This is a genomic window from Achromobacter sp. DH1f (assembly GCF_000633435.1).
GTDB classification, from domain to species: domain Bacteria; phylum Pseudomonadota; class Gammaproteobacteria; order Burkholderiales; family Burkholderiaceae_B; genus Achromobacter; species Achromobacter deleyi.
The window spans coordinates 182,769-198,870 of sequence record NZ_AYMF01000026.1 but is presented as its reverse complement, the minus strand read 5'-3'; the positions used below and the strand labels follow the sequence as shown (position 1 = coordinate 198,870).

Below are 16,102 nucleotides of genomic sequence, written 5' to 3'. Positions count from 1 at the left end.
CGGGGCTACGATTGCGGTCCGGAGCCTTCGCTCCGGACTGCCCCTTCGTCATCGTCGTTGTCGCCTTCGGCGACTGCCTTCCGATTCCCTCGGGCGCAATCTACACGCCCCGCGTTCGCCTCCCGCCACGACGCCGCGCGACTTAAGAACCCAGCCCCCCGCCAGCAGACACACCACCACACCCAACTATCACATTAGCAATCTCAAATAACCACATAAGCAATAAAGGAAAGCCACATCAAAACCCCTAAGGGAAACCCCGCGATAGATAACCCGCATATCTGATCACACAATTTCTATTGTCCCCCCGCCCCCCCACCCGCCTAGACTCCCATCATCAAAGCAAGCCCAAGCCTCCCCGGAGATCGACATGCCCGCCTACGGCCCGCCCCTGAACTTCCAACGCTGGATCCAGGACCACGCCCATCTGCTCAAGCCCCCCGTCGGCAACCAGCAGATCTGGCAGGACGCCGACTTCATCGTCACTGTCGTCGGCGGCCCCAACCACCGCACCGACTATCACGACGACCCGCTCGAGGAATTCTTCTACCAGGTCCGCGGCAACGCTTGGCTTTCGTTGTGGATCGACGGCAAGCCCGAACGCGTCGACCTCAAGGAAGGCGACATCTTCCTCTTGCCCCCCCACGTGCGCCATTCCCCCCAGCGCCCTGAAACCGACAGCGCCTGTCTGGTCATCGAACGCCAGCGCCCGCAGGGCCTGCTCGACGGCTTCGAGTGGTATTGCCCCCACTGCGGCCACCTGGTGCACCGCGTCGAAGTCCAACTGAAAAGCATCGTCACCGACCTGCCGCCCCTGTTCCAGGGCTTCTACGGCAGCGAACAGAAACGCACCTGCCCCGGCTGCGGCGCCATCCACCCCGGCAAGGCACAAGCCCCGGCCACGCAGCCAGCGCCCGCCTGACCCCGCGCCTTGGTTTGACCCCGGCTGTCTGTGGAACGACAGCCGCTTGCCTGACCCGCGCTTGCCCTCGCGCATCCCGTTGCCCCACCCGCGACAAGCCGCCTTCATCCCACGCCTTTTGCACGCCTTGCCCATGACCCAGAAAATCGACATGCACGCCCACTTCTTTCCGCCGATCACGCGGCAGGAAGCGGCCGCGCTCGACCCCGTCAATGCCCCCTGGCTGCGGCGCGACGGCGATGGCTCGACCGGCCAGATCATGGCCGGCGACCGCCCCTTCCGCCCCGTCGACGCCACCCTGTGGGACCCGGCCCTGCGCGTGGCGCAGATGGACCGCCACGGCGTTGACGTGCAGATCCTGTGCGCCACCCCCGTCATGTTCGGCTACACCTACCCGGCCCAGGCTGCGGCCGACTGGGCCGCCCGCATGAACGACCTGGCGCTGGAACACTGCGCCCACGCCCCCGCCCGCCTGAAGGCCCTGGCCCAGGTGCCGCTGCAAGACCTGGACCTGGCCTGCCGCGAAGCCTCGCGCGCCCGCGCCGCCGGCCACCTGGGCGTGCAGATCGGCAACCACGTCGGCCCGCGTGATCTCGATGACGACACGCTGGTGCAGTTCCTGGTGCACTGCGCCCACGATGACATCCCGGTGCTGGTGCACCCCTGGGACATGATGACCGACGGCCGCATGAAGAAATGGATGCTGCCCTGGCTGGTCGCCATGCCCGCCGAAACGCAGCTTGGCATTCTGTCGCTGATTCTGTCCGGCGCCTTCGAGCGCATTCCGCGCAGCCTGAAGCTGTGCTTCGCGCACGGCGGCGGCAGCTTTGCCTTTCTACTGGGCCGCGTCGACAACGCCTGGCGCCATCGCGACATCATTCGCCAAGACTGCCCGCAACTGCCTTCGTCCTACACCGACCGCTTCTACGTCGACAGCGCCGTGTTCGACCCGCGTTCGCTGCGCCTGTTGATCGACGTCATGGGCGAAGACCGCGTGCTGCTGGGGTCCGACTACCCGTACCCGCTGGGCGAACAGGAAGTCGGCAAACTGGTTTCGCATTCCGGCCTGCTGCCGGCCGTGCAGCAAAAGATTCTGTTCGGCAACACCGTGGCGTTCTTCGGCCTGGGCCGCTGAACGCCGCATCGCCACCACATGACCGTGAGACACGGCAACGCAAGGGGAATCACCATGAAACGCATCCATCTGCTGGCCGCCTTGGCGGCCCTGGGCCTGGCCCACGGCGCGCCTGCCTGGGCCGACGTCAAGATCGGCCTGCTCACCACCTTGACCGGCCCCGGCTCGGTGCTGGGGCAGGATCAGCTCGACGGCTTCATGCTGGCCGTGGAACAAGGCGGCGGCAAGCTGGGCGGCGTGCCCGTGCAGGTCATCAAGGAAGACGACCAGTTCAAGCCCGAAGTCGGCGTACAGGCCGCGCGCAAGCTGGTGCAAAGCGACAAGGTGCCGATCATCACCGGCGTGGTGTATTCCAACGTGATGCTGGCCGTGGCGCGGCCCGTCACCAGCGCCGGGGTGTTCCTGGTGGGCTCGAACGCCGGCCCCACCAACCTGGCCGGCAAGGACTGTTCGCCCTTCTTTTTCTCGACCTCGTGGAACAACACCCAGCGCCACGAAGGCAGCGGCGAAATGGCCAACCAGATGGGCTTCAAGAAGGTCTACCTGCTGGCGCCCAACTACCAGGCCGGCAAGGATGCCATGGCCGGCTTCAAGCGTTTCTACCAAGGCCAGGTCGTCAACGAGGTGTTCACCCAGGTCAACCAGCCCGACTACTCCGTGGAGCTGGCCGCCCTGGCCGACGCCAAGCCTGATGCCGCCTATGTGTTCTTTCCCGGCGGCATGGGCGTGAACTTCGTCAAGCAGTACCGCCAGGCGGGCCTGTTCGGCAAGATCCCGTTGCTGTCGGTCGACACCATCGACGGCGCGACGCTGCCCGCCTTGGGGCAAGACGCCCTGGGCGCGGTCACCAACGTGCCGTACTCGCCCGACCTGGACAACGCCGCCAACAAGGCCTTTGCCGCCGCGTTCCGGCAGAAATACGGTCGCGAGCCTTCCAGCTACGCCGCCCAATCGTGGGATGCGGCGCAGCTGATCGGCTCGGCGCTCAAGCGCACCGGCGGCAAGGTCGACGACAAGGACGCGCTGCGCCGCGCGCTGGAAGCCGCCGATTTTCAATCGGTGCGCGGTGAATTCCGCTATCAGCCCAATCACTTCCCGGTGGCCGGATTCTTCCGTGCCGACGTGGCGCAGGGCGCGGACGGCAAGGTGGGCTTCGTCAACAAGGGCCCCATCTTTCCCGACCTGTCCAAGGTCTCGGATCAGTACGCCACGCAGTGCGTCATGAAATGAAGCCCTGGCGGCCCGCGCAACCGGGCCGCCAAGGCAGATGAGAGGTAAGGCTCCATGTCCGCGACGCTGCTGCTGGTGCAGGCCCTGAACGGCCTGCAACTGGGTATCCTGCTTTTCCTGCTGGCCGCCGGCTTGACGCTGGTGTTCGGCATCATGAACTTCATCAACCTGGCGCACGGCTCGCTGTACATGATGGGCGCCTTCATCGCGGCCACCGTGTTCCGCCACACCGGCTCGTTCCTGCTCGCGGCCGCCGCCGTGGTGGCCGGCATGGCGCTGCTGGGGCTGCTGCTGGACCGCATCGCGCTGGCGCGGCTGTATCCGCGCGAACACCTGGACCAGGTGCTCGCCACCTTCGGTTTCATCCTGTTCTTCAACGAGCTCACGCGCATCATCTGGGGCCCCGCGCCCATCAGCATGGGACTGCCGTCGTGGCTGTCCGGCACCATCGATCTCTTGGGCGTCACGTATCCGCTCTACCGCTTTCTCATCATCGTGGCAGGCCTGGCGGTGGCCGCGGGCTGCTATGTGCTGATCCACCGTACCCGGCTGGGCATGCTGATCCGCGCGGGGTCGACCGACCGCATGATGGTGGGCGCGCTGGGCGTGAACATCGCGCGGCTGAACACGTTGCTGTTCGTGCTGGGCGCAGTGCTGGCCGGCGTGGCGGGGCTGATGGCCGGGCCGATCCTGTCGGCGCAGACCGGCATGGGCGAGCCGATCCTGATCCTGACGCTGGTGGTGATCGTCATCGGCGGCATCGGCTCGGTACGCGGCGCCTTCCTGGCCGCGCTGATGGTGGGGCTGATCGACACGCTGGGCCGCGCGCTGCTGCCGGCCCTGCTGCGCGCGGCGCTGTCGCCCGCCGCCGCCAACGCGGCCGGCCCGGCAATCGCATCGATGCTGATCTATATCGTCATGGCGCTGGTGCTGGCGATGCGGCCGCAAGGCCTGTTTCCCGTGCGGCACGGATAAGGGGCGCGCAACATGCTTGAACTTTCTGCACGCAAGCTGGCCGCCGGCATCCTGCTGCTGGCGCTGGCCCTGGTGCCGCTGTATGCGCAGTGGCAGGGCGAACCCTTCCTGCTGGCGCTGTTCGGCCGTGTGCTGGTGTACGGCATCGCGGCGTTGGCGCTGAATCTGCTGCTGGGCTATGGCGGCATGGTCAGCTTCGGCCATGCGCTGTACCTGGGCCTGGGCGCCTATGCCGTGGGCGTGCTGAACCACTACGGCATCGACAACGGCTGGCTGCACCTGGCCGCCGCCCTGGGCGCCTGCGCCGTGGTCGGCCTGGTCAGCGGTTACGTCGCCATGCGCACGTCAGGCATCGCCTTCATCATGATCACCCTGGCCTTCGCGCAGATGTTCTATTTCCTGGCGACGGGGCTGGAAGGCTTTGGCGGCGACGACGGCATGTCGCTGTTTTCCGGCAGCGACTTCGGCCTGTTCCGGCTGGATACGCCGCTGGCGCTATACCTGGCCGCATTTGGCGTGCTGCTGCTCACGCTGGCCGCGCTGCACCGTCTGGTGCACGCGCCCTTCGGCATGGCGCTGCGCGGCTGCCAGGCCAACGAGCGGCGCATGCGCGCGCTGGGTTTTGCCACGCTGCGCTACCGGCTGGCGGCCTACGTGATATCGGCCATGGTGTGCGGCGTGGCCGGCGTGCTGCTGGCCAACCTGACGCTGTACGTGTCGCCGTCGTACCTGGCCTGGACGACCTCGGGCGAACTGATCGTGATGGTGGCGCTGGGCGGCCTGGGCACGTTGTTCGGCCCGGTCGCGGGCGCCCTGGCTTTCCTGCTGCTCGAAGAAGGCCTGAAGCTGCTGACCGACCACTGGATGCTGGTGATGGGTCTGTTCATCGTGGCCGTGGTGCTGGTGTCGCGCCGCGGCCTGTATGGCGGCCTGTCGGACAAGCCCTGGCGTCTGGGCGGCCTGCGGCCTGCCCCACGCCCCACCGGAGAACCGCGATGAGTACCCTGCGCGTGGAACACCTGGTCAAGCGCTACGGCGGCCTGACCGTCACCGACGACCTGTCGCTGGACGTGCCCAGCGGGGAACTGCACGCCGTCATCGGCCCCAACGGCGCCGGCAAGACCACGCTGATCGGCCAATTGAGCGGCGAACTGCGGCCCGACGGCGGCCGCGTGCGGCTCGACGGGGTCGACGTGACCCGCATGCCGGTCGACAAGCGCGTGCGCCACGGCCTGGCGCGCTCGTACCAGATCACTTCCGTGTTCAAGCCCTTTACCGCGCTGGAAAACGTCATCATGGCGGTGCAGGCGCGGCGCGGCCACAGCTTTCGCTTCTGGCGGCCGGTGCTGGCCACGCCCGCGCTGCGCGATCCGGCGCACCAGGCGCTGGAACTGGCCGGGCTGGCGGCCCGCGCCAACACCCCGGCCGGCGAACTGGCGCATGGCGAACTGCGCCAGCTGGAGCTGGCCATGGTGCTGGCGTGCCAGCCCACCCTGCTGCTGCTGGACGAGCCCATGGCGGGCATGAGCCAGCACGAATCCGAAGCCATGACGCGGCTGCTGCAACGGCTGCGCGGGCAATACACCATCTTGCTGGTGGAACACGATATGCAAGCCGTCTTTGCCTTGTCCGACCGCATCACGGTGCTGGTGTATGGCCGCGCCCTGGCCTGCGGCAGCGCCGACGACATCCGTCGCGATCCGCAGGTGCGCGAATGCTACCTGGGCAGCGAACGCGGCCATGCCGGGCGCCGCGCGCCAGGCGCCCTGGCGGGAGCGGCGGCATGAACCACGCGGCCAACCACACCCTGAGCGCCACCGTGGACAGCGCCCGGCATGCCGGCGCGCCTTTCGCCGGCGCGACCACGGCCGCCACGCCGCTGCTGTCGCTGCGCGGCGTCACCGCGCACTACGGCGCCAGCCAGGCGCTGTTCGGCATCGACCTGGACATCGGGCCGGGCGAATTCGTGACGCTGCTCGGGCGCAACGGCATGGGCAAGTCCACCACCGTCAAAGCCATCATGGGCCTGAACCGCGCCAGCCGCGGCGCTATCGCGTTCGACGGCCGCGACATCACGCCGCTGCCCTCGTACAAGGTGGCGCAGTGCGGCATCGGCCTGGTGCCCGAAGGCCGCCACGTGTTTCCCAATCTGTCGGTGCGCGAAAACCTGGTCGCCACCGCCCACAACCGCCAGGGCCTGGCAGCCCCCTGGACGCTGGACCGGGTCTACGGCCTGTTCCCGCGGCTGGGCGAACGCGCGCGCCATCTGGGCAGCCACCTGTCGGGCGGCGAACAGCAGATGCTGGCCATCGGCCGGGCGCTGCTCACCAACCCGCGCCTCTTGATCCTGGATGAGGCCACCGAAGGACTGGCGCCGGTGGTACGCGAAGAAATCTGGCAGGCGCTGGAAAGCCTGAAGCGCACGGGCCTGGCGGTGCTGTGCATCGACAAGAATCTTGAACCGCTGCTGGCCACGGCCGACCGCCATGCCATCGTGGAAAAGGGCCGCGTGGCCTGGACGGGCACGTCGCAGGCCTTCATCGACGACGAACCTCGATTGCTGCAATACCTGGGGGTGTAGCGACTAGGGCCGGGATGCCCCCAAAGAACATCGGGCGCCCGCAAGCGCCCGATGGTGCGTACCGACGACCCGCTGTTTACGCGCCGACGCCCGCCGGCTCGCGCACAGACGCCGCCACCGCGGCCTCGCCTTCGTCCGGTATCGGCGCCGCGGCTTGCGGCTCACGCGCGACTTCCTGCAAGGCATGCAGCACGCCGTGCTCGCGCAACGTTTCCAGCTGCGCGGCCAGCGCGGCGATGAACACCGGCTTTTTACCCAGGTCGCCAAACACCGGGCGATAACCCGCCAGCACCATGGCCCGGCGATGCGCGGCCTGGTTGGGCGCCGCCGCGCGCGCCGCCACGTCGGCCCGCGCCAGCAGCTTGGCCAACGGCGCGGCCAGCGGGTCCTGGATGGGATGGCGCGCGCCCGTTTCGTCCACGCCGCGCAGATAGTGCAGCCAGGCGGCCACCGCCACCGCCAGCCGGCGAATGTCGTCGCCACCGCGCAGGCGTTCGCGGATGGTGGCCAGCAACCGTTGCGGCAGCTTCTGCGAGCCGTCCATGGCGACCTGCCGCGTCAGTTGCGGCAGTTCAGGGTTCACCACTCGCCCCAGGAAGCGGTGGCGATAGCCTTCCAGCCCCACGTCCGGAATGCCCTTGAGCGTCGGCGCGATCTCGCAGCGCATCATGTCATCCAGAAAGCCGCGCAAGGCCGGCAGCGCCGCCGCCTCGCCGATCGTGGCAATGCCCAGCAAGCCGCCCAGATAGGCCAGCGCCGAATGCGGGCCGTTGACCATGCGCAGCTTCAGGCGCTCGTAGGGGGCGGCGTTGGTCACGAACGTTGCGCCCGCCGCTTCCCAGGCAGGGCGACCAGTGGCGAACTTGTCTTCGATCACCCAATTCAGGTAGGGCTCGCCCACCACCGGCCAGGCATCTTCCACGCCCAGCCGCTGCGCGATGCGCGCGCGATCTTCGTCTCGGGTGGCCGGCACGATGCGGTCCACCATGGAATTGGGAAAGGTGCAGTGCTTGTCGATCCAGCCCGTCAGCGCCGCGTCGATGCGCAGCGCAAAGGCCAGCACCAGGCTGCGCAGGGTGTCGCCGTTGGCCTGCAGGTTGTCGCAGGACAGCAGCGTCAACGGCGGCAGACCGCGTTCGCGGCGCAGCGCCAGGCCATAGACCAAAAGGCCGATCGCGCTGCGCGGCCGGATCGGGTCGTCCAGGTCGTGCAGGATGTCCGGATCGTCCCAGCGCAGGTGGCCCGTGGCCGGCTCGTGGCTGTAGCCTTTCTCGGTGATCGTCAGGCTGACGATGCGGGTCTGCGGATAGGCGATGCGTTCAAGCACCGCGTTGGGGTCTTCTTCAGCCACCATCACGCGCTGCACCGCCCCCACCACGCGCAATTGTTCGCGCGGCTCGCCGCCCGGCGCGGTGTCGCGCAGCGCCAGCGTGTACAGGCCGTCCTGCGGCGTCAGCGCATCGCGCGTGGCGGCGCTGCGCAGCGACACGCCCAGGATGCCCCAGGACAGGTCCTGCGTGGCAGCCATGGCCAGGTCGGTGGCCACCGCCTGGTGCGCACGGTGAAATGCGCCCAGCCCCAGATGCACGATGCCGGGCGTGAGCCGGCTGCGGTCATAGGGGGGCTTCTCCACGTCTGCAGGCAGACGCGTCAACGACTCCGTATTCAAACGTTCGAGCATGGATTGCAGTGCCAAAAGATCGCCGTCGTGCGTCTGCCGAAAGGCCTGCAGCCCGGCGCGTGGGTGGGAATTCGCGCCAGCGTATCGTATGGCCGCGGCGAAGGCAAAACGTAACGTAGTATTACGTTAAAACGCGTTCCATGACGGCGGCAAAGGCACGACCGCAAAGCCAAACCACGGCAGCAACCCATATCTGGTAAAAAGCCGCCACACCCGGCCTTATTACGCACCCCATGTCCACGAATCCGCACCACTCGCCCTACAAAAGCACCGGCGGCCTGCGCCGCATCCTGAACGCGCTGCGCTATTCGCTGCAGGGCCTGAAGGCCGCCATCAAGTACGAGGCGGCGTTTCGCCAGGAACTGGCGCTGGCCGTGCTGCTCATCCCCGCCGCGTTCTTCCTGGGGCGCACCACCGTCGAAGTGTTCTTCCTGATCGGCACCGTGATCCTGGTGCTGGCGGTGGAACTGCTCAATTCGGCGGTCGAGGCGCTGGCCGACGCGCTGTCGGTCGACACCCACCCGCTGCTGGGCCGCGCCAAGGACCTGGGCAGCGCCGCCGTTATGCTATTGCTGTTGTTCACGGTGGCCGTGTGGGTCGGCGTGGCCGTGAGCCGGTTCGTCATGCACTGAAAGTCGGACGCCGGCTTGCCCGCCCCGGCCCCCGCGCCCGTAACGGCGCCTCTATACTGGGAGCCATGATGCCCAACACCAAGCCCGCTTCTCCGGAACGCATTGTCATCGTCGGCGGGGGTGCCGGCGGCCTCGAACTTGCCGCCAAGCTCGGCCGCATCCACGGCCGCCAGCACATCACCCTGGTCGACAGCCGCCCGTTCCACATCTGGAAGCCGTCGCTGCACGAAGCAGCGGCCGGTACGCTCGATATCCACCAGGAAGGCCTGTCCTACCTGATGCTGGCGCACATGAACGGCTTTTCGTTCGCGCAGGGCCGGCTGGTCGGCGTCAACCGCGAGCGCCGCCTGGTCACCGTCGACCCGGTGTCCGATTCCCAAGGCCAGGAAGTCCTGCCGCGCCGCGAACTCGCGTACGACACCCTGGTACTGGCCCTGGGCAGCACGTCCAACTTCTTCAACACCCCCGGCGCGGCCGACCACGCCGTGACGCTGGACACCACCGAAAACGCCGAACAGTTCCGCCTGACCATGCTCAAGGCCATGGCGCTGGTCGACCAGGCCAAGGTGCGCGACCCGTCCGCCCGCCTTGACCTCGTCATCGTCGGCGGCGGCGCCACGGGCGTCGAACTGGCGGTCGAACTCACCGAAGCCAGCCACGTCGTCAGCGCCTACGGCCTGCCGAACTTCCGCGCCGAACGCGACCTGGCCATCACGCTGGTCGAAGGCGCGCCGCGCATCCTGTCGGCGCTGCCCGAAAAGATCTCCACCGCGGCCACCACCCGCCTGACCGAACTCGGCATCCGCGTCGAAACCGCCTGCCGCGTGTCCGAAGTCACCGCCGATTCAGTCAAGACCGCCGACGGCCGTACCTTCCCCGCCCAGCTCTGCATGTGGGCGGCGGGCATCAAGGGCCCGGCGCTATTGGCTGACCTGGACCTGCCGCTGAACAAGCTGGGCCAGGTCGAAGTGAACGAACGCCTGGAAACCGCCGACCCGCACATCCTGGCGCTGGGCGACTGCTGCGCCGCGCCCTGGCGCGATGGCCGCACGGTACCCGCCCGCGCCCAGGCCGCCCACCAGCAGGCCGACTACCTGGCCAAGAAAATCACCGCCCGCCTGCGCGGCACGGCCGAACCCACCAAGCCCTACGTCTACGAAGACCACGGCTCGCTGGTGTCGCTGGGCCAGGACGCCGGCGTGGGCAGCCTGATGGGCAAGCTGGCCGGACGGGGCCTCTTCGTAAGCGGTACACTGGCGCGCCTGATGTACATGAGCCTGCACCTGATGCACCACAAAGCGGTGCTGGGCATCTCGCGCACCGCCTCCCTGGCCCTGGCCCGCCTGCTCATGCGGCGCACGCGACCCCGGGTCAAACTGCACTGAACACCCCCATGAATTTCCTCCAAAGACTCGAACACGCCTGGACCTCCCGCAACTCGCTGCTGCAAGTCGGGCTCGACCCCGATCCGCAGCGCTTTCCGCGCGAATTGCAGGACAAGCCCGACGCGATCTTCCAGTTCTGCCGCGACATCGTCGACGCCACCGCGCCGTACGCCTGCAGCTTCAAGCCCCAGATTGCCTACTTCGCCGCCCACCGCGCCGAAGACCAGCTCGAAGCCCTGTGCCAGCACATCCGCGACAAGCACCCCGACCTGCCCATCGTGCTGGATGCCAAGCGCGGCGACATCGGCTCCACCGCCGAAAACTACGCCCGCGAAGCCTACGAGCGCTACCAGGCGCACGCCCTGACCGTCAGCCCCTACATGGGCCTGGACTCGGTCGAGCCCTACCTGGCCTGGCGCGACCGCGGCGTGATCGTGCTGTGCCGCACGTCCAACCCGGGCGGGTCCGACCTGCAATTCCTGAAAATGGATAACGGCGAACCCCTCTACCTGCACGTGGCGGGGCTGGTGGCCGACAAATGGAATGCCAACGGCCAATGCGGCCTGGTGGTGGGCGCGACCTTCCCGAACGAGCTGGCCGCGGTGCGCCAGCGCATCGGCGACGCGGTGCCGCTGCTGGTGCCCGGCATCGGCGCCCAGGGCGGTGACATCACCGCCACGGTCAACGCCGGCGCCAACGCCGCGCGCAGCGGCATGATGATCAACTCGTCGCGCGCCATCATCTACGCCAGCGGCGGCGACGACTGGCGCGACGCCGCCGGCCAGGCCGCTCGCGGCCTGCGCGACGCGATCAACGCGGTACGTTGATCGGCGCGGTGCAGCTCAGCGCCGGTTGACCGGCGCGCCCAGCAATTCCAACACGCCGCGCAACGCGAACTCCACGGCCGCCTGGCGCACCTGCGCCCGGTCGCCGGGAAACACATGGGTCACCGCGCGGCTGCTGATGCCGTCGCCCACCCGCATGGCAAAACCAAAGCACACCATGCCCACCGGCTTGCCCGGCGTGGCCCCGCCCGGGCCAGCGATGCCGGTGGTGGATACCGCCACCTGCGCGGCCGGCGCCGCCAGCAGCACGCCATTGGCCATTTCCAGCGCCACCGGTTCGCTGACCGCGCCGAAGTGATGCAAGGCATCGGGCGACACGTCCAGCTCGGCCACCTTGGCCTCGTTGCTGTAGGTGATGAAGCCACGGTCGAACCATTCACTGGACCCCGCCACCGCCGTCACCGCGCCTGCCAGCAGGCCGCCGGTGCAGGACTCGGCCGTACCCAGGACCAGGCCCTGGCGCCGCAGCGTGTCGCCCACCCGCTCGGCCAGGCCCAGCGCGGTGGCTTGCGCCAGTTGTTCGGCAGACAGATTGGACCGCGTGCTTTCGTGTTGCTGGTTCATCCCAAGACTCCTGTGCGCACGACCAACGCCATGATCAGCAAGGCGTATCCGGCCGCGACGATATCGTCCCACATTACCCCAAAGCCGCCCTTCAGGCGGGCGTCGAAGAACTTGATGGGCGGCGGCTTGACGATGTCGAAGGTGCGAAACAGCACGAACGCCAAGGCCTGCGACAACAGGCCGGCCGGCGTCAGCCACAGCACCAGCCAGAAGGCCACCATCTCGTCCCACACCATTCCGACATGATCGGGCTGCTGGAGTTCGCGGCCGACCCGGTCGCAGGCCCAGCAGCCGTACAGGAAGGCCAGCGCCAGGAAGATGCCGATGGCCAGGTCGGACGCGGCGGGCGCGGCCGCCACCCAGATGGCCCAGGCCAGCAGCGTGCCCCAGGTGCCCGACGCGGGACGCACCAGGCCGCTGCCCAGCCCAAAGGCGATCAACCGGCCCGGATCACGGCAGACCCACGCCAGGGACGGGTACACGGCGCGCGAGCGTTCGCGCATGGAAGGGGAACGGGGGGAGGAAGACGGCATGGTTGGGTTTGAAGGTGGCGGAAAAGGGATGGCGGAGTCAGGCGGTGAAGGCCCCTGTCATGCCCCTGGGAAGTGATCGAACCCCGCGGGCAACTGCGCCAGCGGCTGGCCCGTGGCATCCAGCACCACCAGGCGAGGCCGCGCCGCCCCCGGTATCTCGGGCGAGCCGCCGGTATGCGTGACGGCGGAAGCCTGCATCGCGTCCTGGGCCGGATCGTGCGCCACGATGCCGCCCACCCGGGTCACCCGCGCGCCGGCCGTCCGCGCGGCGGCCAGCACGGTGTCACGGCGGGCTGCCGGCGCGGTGAAGCAAAGCTGGTAGACATCGCCGCCGCCCAGCACCGCACGGCGCACGGCATCCAACGACAGCCCGGCCAGCGCGGCGGCGGCCGGCAGGCGGTCTTCATGCAGCACCGCACCCACCCGGCTGGCGGCCAGGATGTGGCCCAGGTCCTGCAACAGGCCGTCGGAAATATCGATGGCGGCGTGCGCAATGCCGCGCAGCGCCAGGCCCAGCGCCACCTGCGGTTCAGGCCACTCCAGCGCGCCGCGAGTGGCCGCCAGGCGCTCGGGATCGGCGGGGTATTGGCCGTCCAGCAGCCGGTACGCCACGTCAGCAGCACCCAGTTCGCCAGACACCCAGATGTCGTCGCCGGCCTGCGCCGCGTCGCGGCGCAAGGCGGCGCCTGCGGGCACCGCGCCGAACACGGTCACGCTGATGGCCAGATCATGGGAACTGCGCGTGGTGTCGCCGCCGATCAGCGGGCAGCCGTGGACGGCAGCCAGCGCATGAAAGCCCTCGGCAAAGGCGGCCAGCCACGGTTCATCCAGCCTGGGCAGCGCCAGCCCCAGCACGCAGCCGATGGGGCGTGCGCCCATGGCGGCCAGGTCGGACAGGTTCACGGCCAGGGCCTTGTGCCCCAGGGCCTTGGGATCAACGTCGGGAAAGAAATGCCGGCCTTCCAGCAGCAGATCGGTGCTGGTGGCCACCTGTTCGTCTGTCGGCACAGGGAACAGCGCGCAGTCGTCGCCCACGCCCAGCAGGCCGGTCGGAGCGGTACGCGTGAAATAGCGCGCGATCAGGTCGAATTCGGACGCCACGGCAACTCCGCAGTCCGGCGCAGCGGCCGGTATTGACTCCCAAACCGGAGCCACGTTCCAAAGGGAGGACCGCTCCGGCAAGGAAGGGGAAGCAAGCCCCCAGGGATGCACGCCTCCCCAAGAAAAATGGGTCTCCCCAGACCCGGGCCGCGCGGATCCGGGCTCCGCCGGTCCGCTGCGGCGCCCCCCTTGGGGGGAAGCGCGCAGCGCTCCGGGGGGGCTACCTCTTAATTTCGTGCGCGCGCACGTCGGCAGCCAGCTTGTCGAGCACGCCGTTGACGAACTTGAAGCCATCGGTGCCGCCGAACGACTTGGCGAGCTCCACGGCTTCATTGATGGCAACCTTGTACGGCACTTCGACGTGATGAATCAGTTCGAAGCTGCCGATCAGCAGGATGCCATGTTCGACGGGCGACAACTCGGCCAGCGGGCGGTCGACGTAGGGCGTGAACCGCTCGCGCAGCGTGGGCGCTTCGCGCAGGACACCGTGCAGCAAGGTCTTGAACCACTGGGCGTCGGCCTCGGAAAAATCCTCGGTGTCGCGCAGATGGGCGTCGATCTCGCCGGCGTCCTGCGTGCCCTGGCCACCGCGCAGCAGCCACGCGTAAACGCCCTGCAACGCGAATTCGCGTGCACGGCGGCGTGCGCTGCGCGCGTTGGCGCGGGCTTGCGCCGCGCTATCAGCGCTGGTCGTCGTCTTCTTCGTCGTCAAAATCTTCGTCCTCGTCTTCGTCGTCTTCGTCTTCTTCCTCGGGCTCCAGTGCGGCGACCAGGTTGGCCATTTCAACGGCCACCTGCGCGCAGTCGCGGCCCTTGCCGGCGGCGCGGGCTTGCGCCTGCTCGTCGGTGTCCACGGTCAGCACGCCGTTTGCGACCGGAATGCCGGTTTCGAGGGAGATGCGGGTGATTGCAGTGGCCATTTCATTGCTGACCACTTCAAAGTGATAGGTTTCGCCGCGGATGACGGCGCCCAGCGCGATCAGGGCGTCGAATTCGAACGTTTCGGCCATGTGCGACAGGGCCACGCCCAGTTCCAGGGCGCCGGGCACGGTGGCGACCATCACGTCGCGCTCGTCCACGCCCAGTTCGGCCAGTTCCTTCAGGCACGCTTCGAGTTCGGCCTGGCCGATTTCTTCATTGAAGCGGGCGCGTACGATGCCGATGTGCAGCCCTTCGCCGTTCAGGTCGGGGGTAAGGATGTAAGGGTTCATGTGTCGGCCTTCAGTGTGTTGCGGGAGTATGCAGAGGGTCGCAATCGTAACCCGTAATGGTGAGCGAGAAGCCCGCCATGCTGGGCATCTTGCGCGGACGGGCCAGCAGCTTCATCTGGCCCACGTTCAGGTCGCGCAGAATCTGGGCGCCGATGCCGTAGGTGCGCAGGCCGAACCGGTCGGCGTTGGCAGGGTTGGCATTGGCCTTGGGGTCGCTCCAGCCGGCGATCTGCGCGAACAGATGTTCGGTGGACGATTGGCAATTCATCAGCACCAGGACGCCGGCCGGCGCCTGGGAAATGGTCTGCAGGGCCTGCGCCACGCCCCAGCTGTGCGGGCTGGCGCCGGTGTCCAGTACGTCCAGCACCGAGGCCGGCTCGTGCACGCGCACCAGCGTTTCGACGTCCGGCGTCACGGTACCATGCACCAGCGCCAGGTGGGCCGAGCCGGTGGCCGCGTCTTCGTAGGCCACGGCCTCGAACACGCCCCAGGCGGTCTGCATGGGCCGCTTGCCCACGCGCTTGACGATGGACTCGTGCTCGCTGCGGTATTGGATCAGGTCGGCGATGGTGCCGATCTTCAGGCCGTGCTCACGGGCGAATTCGACCAGGTCGGGCAAGCGCGCCATGGTGCCGTCCGGCTTGAGGATTTCGCAGATGACGGCGGCCGGGGTCAGGCCGGCCATGGCGGTCAGGTCGCAACCGGCTTCGGTGTGGCCGGCGCGCACCAGCACGCCGCCGGGCACGGCGCGGACCGGGAAGATATGGCCGGGCTGGACCAGGTCGGACGGCTTGGCGTCGCGCGCCACCGCCACCTGGATGGTGCGGGCACGGTCGGCGGCCGAGATGCCGGTTTCGACGCCGACGGCGGCTTCGATCGACTGCGTGAAATTGGTGCCGTATCGCGTGCCGTTGCGGGCGGCCATCAGCGGCAGGTCCAGCTGGCGGCAGCGGTCTTCGGTCAGGGTCAGGCACACCAGGCCACGGCCATGGGTGACCATGAAGTTGATGGCTTCGGGCGTGACGAATTCGGCGGCCATGACCAGGTCGCCTTCATTTTCGCGGTCTTCTTCGTCGACCAGGATGACGATGCGGCCGGCGCGCAGCTCGGCGATGATCTCGGCGACCGAGGCAATATCGAAGGATTCCGGCTCGGAGCCGGGCAAGGAGGACAACTGGACGGACATGGCGGGCACGTAAACCAGGCAGGAAAGCCCGGATTTTAGCGCCCCCGGCGCCAGAACCCCTACCGGGGCGCGACGGCCCCGCCCAAACAGGGCCATCCGGTTAAACTTTCGGCCGGAGAAC

17 protein-coding genes are annotated in these 16,102 nt (G+C 68.2%); 10 read left to right on the top strand and 7 right to left on the bottom strand.

Going from position 1 to position 16,102, the window contains the following annotated elements:
• The first annotated feature begins 370 nt into the window (after positions 1-370).
• The 7 genes from U858_RS0122905 to U858_RS0122875 all read left to right on the top strand — a co-directional run bounded on the left by U858_RS0122905 (position 371) and on the right by U858_RS0122875 (position 6,843).
• Complete coding sequence (locus U858_RS0122905) at positions 371-922, top strand: 3-hydroxyanthranilate 3,4-dioxygenase (RefSeq protein ID WP_025139487.1); 552 nt, start codon at positions 371-373, stop codon at positions 920-922.
• A gap of 133 nt (positions 923-1,055) precedes the next feature.
• Positions 1,056-2,057 carry an amidohydrolase family protein gene (locus U858_RS0122900; RefSeq protein WP_025139486.1) on the top strand — a complete coding sequence of 334 codons (1,002 nt, stop codon included), beginning with the start codon at positions 1,056-1,058 and terminating at the stop codon, positions 2,055-2,057.
• A gap of 54 nt (positions 2,058-2,111) precedes the next feature.
• Positions 2,112-3,287, top strand: coding sequence for an ABC transporter substrate-binding protein (locus tag U858_RS0122895; RefSeq protein WP_025139485.1), 1,176 nt, complete (start codon positions 2,112-2,114; stop codon positions 3,285-3,287).
• A gap of 54 nt (positions 3,288-3,341) precedes the next feature.
• The gene (locus U858_RS0122890) at positions 3,342-4,262 is read left to right on the top strand and encodes a branched-chain amino acid ABC transporter permease (protein ID WP_025139484.1); all 921 of its coding nucleotides are present in this window, start codon (positions 3,342-3,344) and stop codon (positions 4,260-4,262) included.
• Between the two features lie 12 nt (positions 4,263-4,274).
• Positions 4,275-5,261 (top strand): branched-chain amino acid ABC transporter permease, encoded by a 987-nt coding sequence (locus U858_RS0122885; RefSeq protein WP_025139483.1) that lies wholly within the window; start codon positions 4,275-4,277, stop codon positions 5,259-5,261.
• Complete coding sequence (locus tag U858_RS0122880) at positions 5,258-6,049, top strand: ABC transporter ATP-binding protein (RefSeq protein ID WP_025139482.1); 792 nt, start codon at positions 5,258-5,260, stop codon at positions 6,047-6,049. Before U858_RS0122885 ends, U858_RS0122880 begins: the two co-directional genes overlap by 4 nt.
• The gene (locus U858_RS0122875; RefSeq protein WP_232786587.1) at positions 6,046-6,843 is read left to right on the top strand and encodes an ABC transporter ATP-binding protein; all 798 of its coding nucleotides are present in this window, start codon (positions 6,046-6,048) and stop codon (positions 6,841-6,843) included. The genes U858_RS0122880 and U858_RS0122875 overlap by 4 nt, the downstream gene beginning before the upstream one ends.
• A 76-nt stretch (positions 6,844-6,919) precedes the next feature.
• Here the strand turns inward: U858_RS0122875 and U858_RS0122870 are convergent, their stop codons facing one another.
• Positions 6,920-8,524 carry a mannitol dehydrogenase family protein gene (locus U858_RS0122870; protein WP_025139480.1) on the bottom strand — a complete coding sequence of 535 codons (1,605 nt, stop codon included), beginning with the start codon at positions 8,522-8,524 and terminating at the stop codon, positions 6,920-6,922.
• Positions 8,525-8,757: 233 nt separating this feature from the next.
• Between U858_RS0122870 and U858_RS0122860 the strand changes: the two genes are divergently transcribed.
• From U858_RS0122860 to pyrF, 3 genes are all read left to right on the top strand, one after another.
• The gene (locus U858_RS0122860; protein ID WP_025139479.1) at positions 8,758-9,156 is read left to right on the top strand and encodes a diacylglycerol kinase; all 399 of its coding nucleotides are present in this window, start codon (positions 8,758-8,760) and stop codon (positions 9,154-9,156) included.
• A gap of 68 nt (positions 9,157-9,224) precedes the next feature.
• Positions 9,225-10,541, top strand: coding sequence for an FAD-dependent oxidoreductase (locus U858_RS0122855; RefSeq protein WP_029954234.1), 1,317 nt, complete (start codon positions 9,225-9,227; stop codon positions 10,539-10,541).
• 8 nt (positions 10,542-10,549) lie between these two features.
• Positions 10,550-11,368 (top strand): orotidine-5'-phosphate decarboxylase, encoded by an 819-nt coding sequence (gene pyrF, locus U858_RS0122850; protein WP_025139477.1) that lies wholly within the window; start codon positions 10,550-10,552, stop codon positions 11,366-11,368.
• Between the two features lie 15 nt (positions 11,369-11,383).
• On the opposite strand, the gene U858_RS0122845 is transcribed toward pyrF, so the two are convergent.
• The 6 genes from U858_RS0122845 to ribBA form a co-directional block, all read right to left on the bottom strand.
• Positions 11,384-11,950, bottom strand: coding sequence for a CinA family protein (locus U858_RS0122845; protein ID WP_025139476.1), 567 nt, complete (start codon positions 11,948-11,950; stop codon positions 11,384-11,386).
• Positions 11,947-12,453, bottom strand: coding sequence for a phosphatidylglycerophosphatase A (locus tag U858_RS0122840; protein ID WP_025139475.1), 507 nt, complete (start codon positions 12,451-12,453; stop codon positions 11,947-11,949). Before U858_RS0122840 ends, U858_RS0122845 begins: the two co-directional genes overlap by 4 nt.
• 87 nt (positions 12,454-12,540) lie before the next feature.
• Complete coding sequence (gene thiL / locus U858_RS0122835) at positions 12,541-13,584, bottom strand: thiamine-phosphate kinase (RefSeq protein ID WP_025139474.1); 1,044 nt, start codon at positions 13,582-13,584, stop codon at positions 12,541-12,543.
• A 220-nt stretch (positions 13,585-13,804) separates the two neighbouring features.
• A complete protein-coding gene (nusB, locus tag U858_RS0122830; RefSeq protein WP_025139473.1) occupies positions 13,805-14,296 on the bottom strand; it encodes a transcription antitermination factor NusB in 492 nt (163 codons plus the stop codon).
• Complete coding sequence (ribH, locus tag U858_RS0122825) at positions 14,265-14,795, bottom strand: 6,7-dimethyl-8-ribityllumazine synthase (protein ID WP_006391339.1); 531 nt, start codon at positions 14,793-14,795, stop codon at positions 14,265-14,267. The genes nusB and ribH overlap by 32 nt, the downstream gene beginning before the upstream one ends.
• Positions 14,796-14,805: 10 nt before the next feature.
• Positions 14,806-15,981, bottom strand: coding sequence for a bifunctional 3,4-dihydroxy-2-butanone-4-phosphate synthase/GTP cyclohydrolase II (gene ribBA / locus U858_RS0122820; protein WP_025139472.1), 1,176 nt, complete (start codon positions 15,979-15,981; stop codon positions 14,806-14,808).
• Between the last annotated feature and the right edge of the window lie 121 nt (positions 15,982-16,102).

Excerpts from the sequence above, each read along its gene's own strand:
- ribBA (WP_025139472.1), bottom strand. The coding sequence starts at position 15,981 with ATGTCCGTCCAGTTGTCCTCCTTGCCCGGCTCCGAGCCGGAATCCTTC.
- U858_RS0122880 (WP_025139482.1), top strand. The coding sequence starts at position 5,258 with ATGAGTACCCTGCGCGTGGAACACCTGGTCAAGCGCTACGGCGGCCTG.
- U858_RS0122845 (WP_025139476.1), bottom strand. The coding sequence starts at position 11,950 with ATGAACCAGCAACACGAAAGCACGCGGTCCAATCTGTCTGCCGAACAA.
- U858_RS0122885 (WP_025139483.1), top strand. The coding sequence starts at position 4,275 with ATGCTTGAACTTTCTGCACGCAAGCTGGCCGCCGGCATCCTGCTGCTG.
- U858_RS0122900 (WP_025139486.1), top strand. The coding sequence starts at position 1,056 with ATGACCCAGAAAATCGACATGCACGCCCACTTCTTTCCGCCGATCACG.
- ribH (WP_006391339.1), bottom strand. The coding sequence starts at position 14,795 with ATGAACCCTTACATCCTTACCCCCGACCTGAACGGCGAAGGGCTGCAC.
- U858_RS0122855 (WP_029954234.1), top strand. The coding sequence starts at position 9,225 with ATGCCCAACACCAAGCCCGCTTCTCCGGAACGCATTGTCATCGTCGGC.
- pyrF (WP_025139477.1), top strand. The coding sequence starts at position 10,550 with ATGAATTTCCTCCAAAGACTCGAACACGCCTGGACCTCCCGCAACTCG.
- U858_RS0122870 (WP_025139480.1), bottom strand. The coding sequence starts at position 8,524 with ATGCTCGAACGTTTGAATACGGAGTCGTTGACGCGTCTGCCTGCAGAC.
- U858_RS0122875 (WP_232786587.1), top strand. The coding sequence starts at position 6,046 with ATGAACCACGCGGCCAACCACACCCTGAGCGCCACCGTGGACAGCGCC.
- U858_RS0122840 (WP_025139475.1), bottom strand. The coding sequence starts at position 12,453 with ATGCGCGAACGCTCGCGCGCCGTGTACCCGTCCCTGGCGTGGGTCTGC.
- U858_RS0122905 (WP_025139487.1), top strand. The coding sequence starts at position 371 with ATGCCCGCCTACGGCCCGCCCCTGAACTTCCAACGCTGGATCCAGGAC.
- U858_RS0122860 (WP_025139479.1), top strand. The coding sequence starts at position 8,758 with ATGTCCACGAATCCGCACCACTCGCCCTACAAAAGCACCGGCGGCCTG.
- U858_RS0122890 (WP_025139484.1), top strand. The coding sequence starts at position 3,342 with ATGTCCGCGACGCTGCTGCTGGTGCAGGCCCTGAACGGCCTGCAACTG.
- U858_RS0122895 (WP_025139485.1), top strand. The coding sequence starts at position 2,112 with ATGAAACGCATCCATCTGCTGGCCGCCTTGGCGGCCCTGGGCCTGGCC.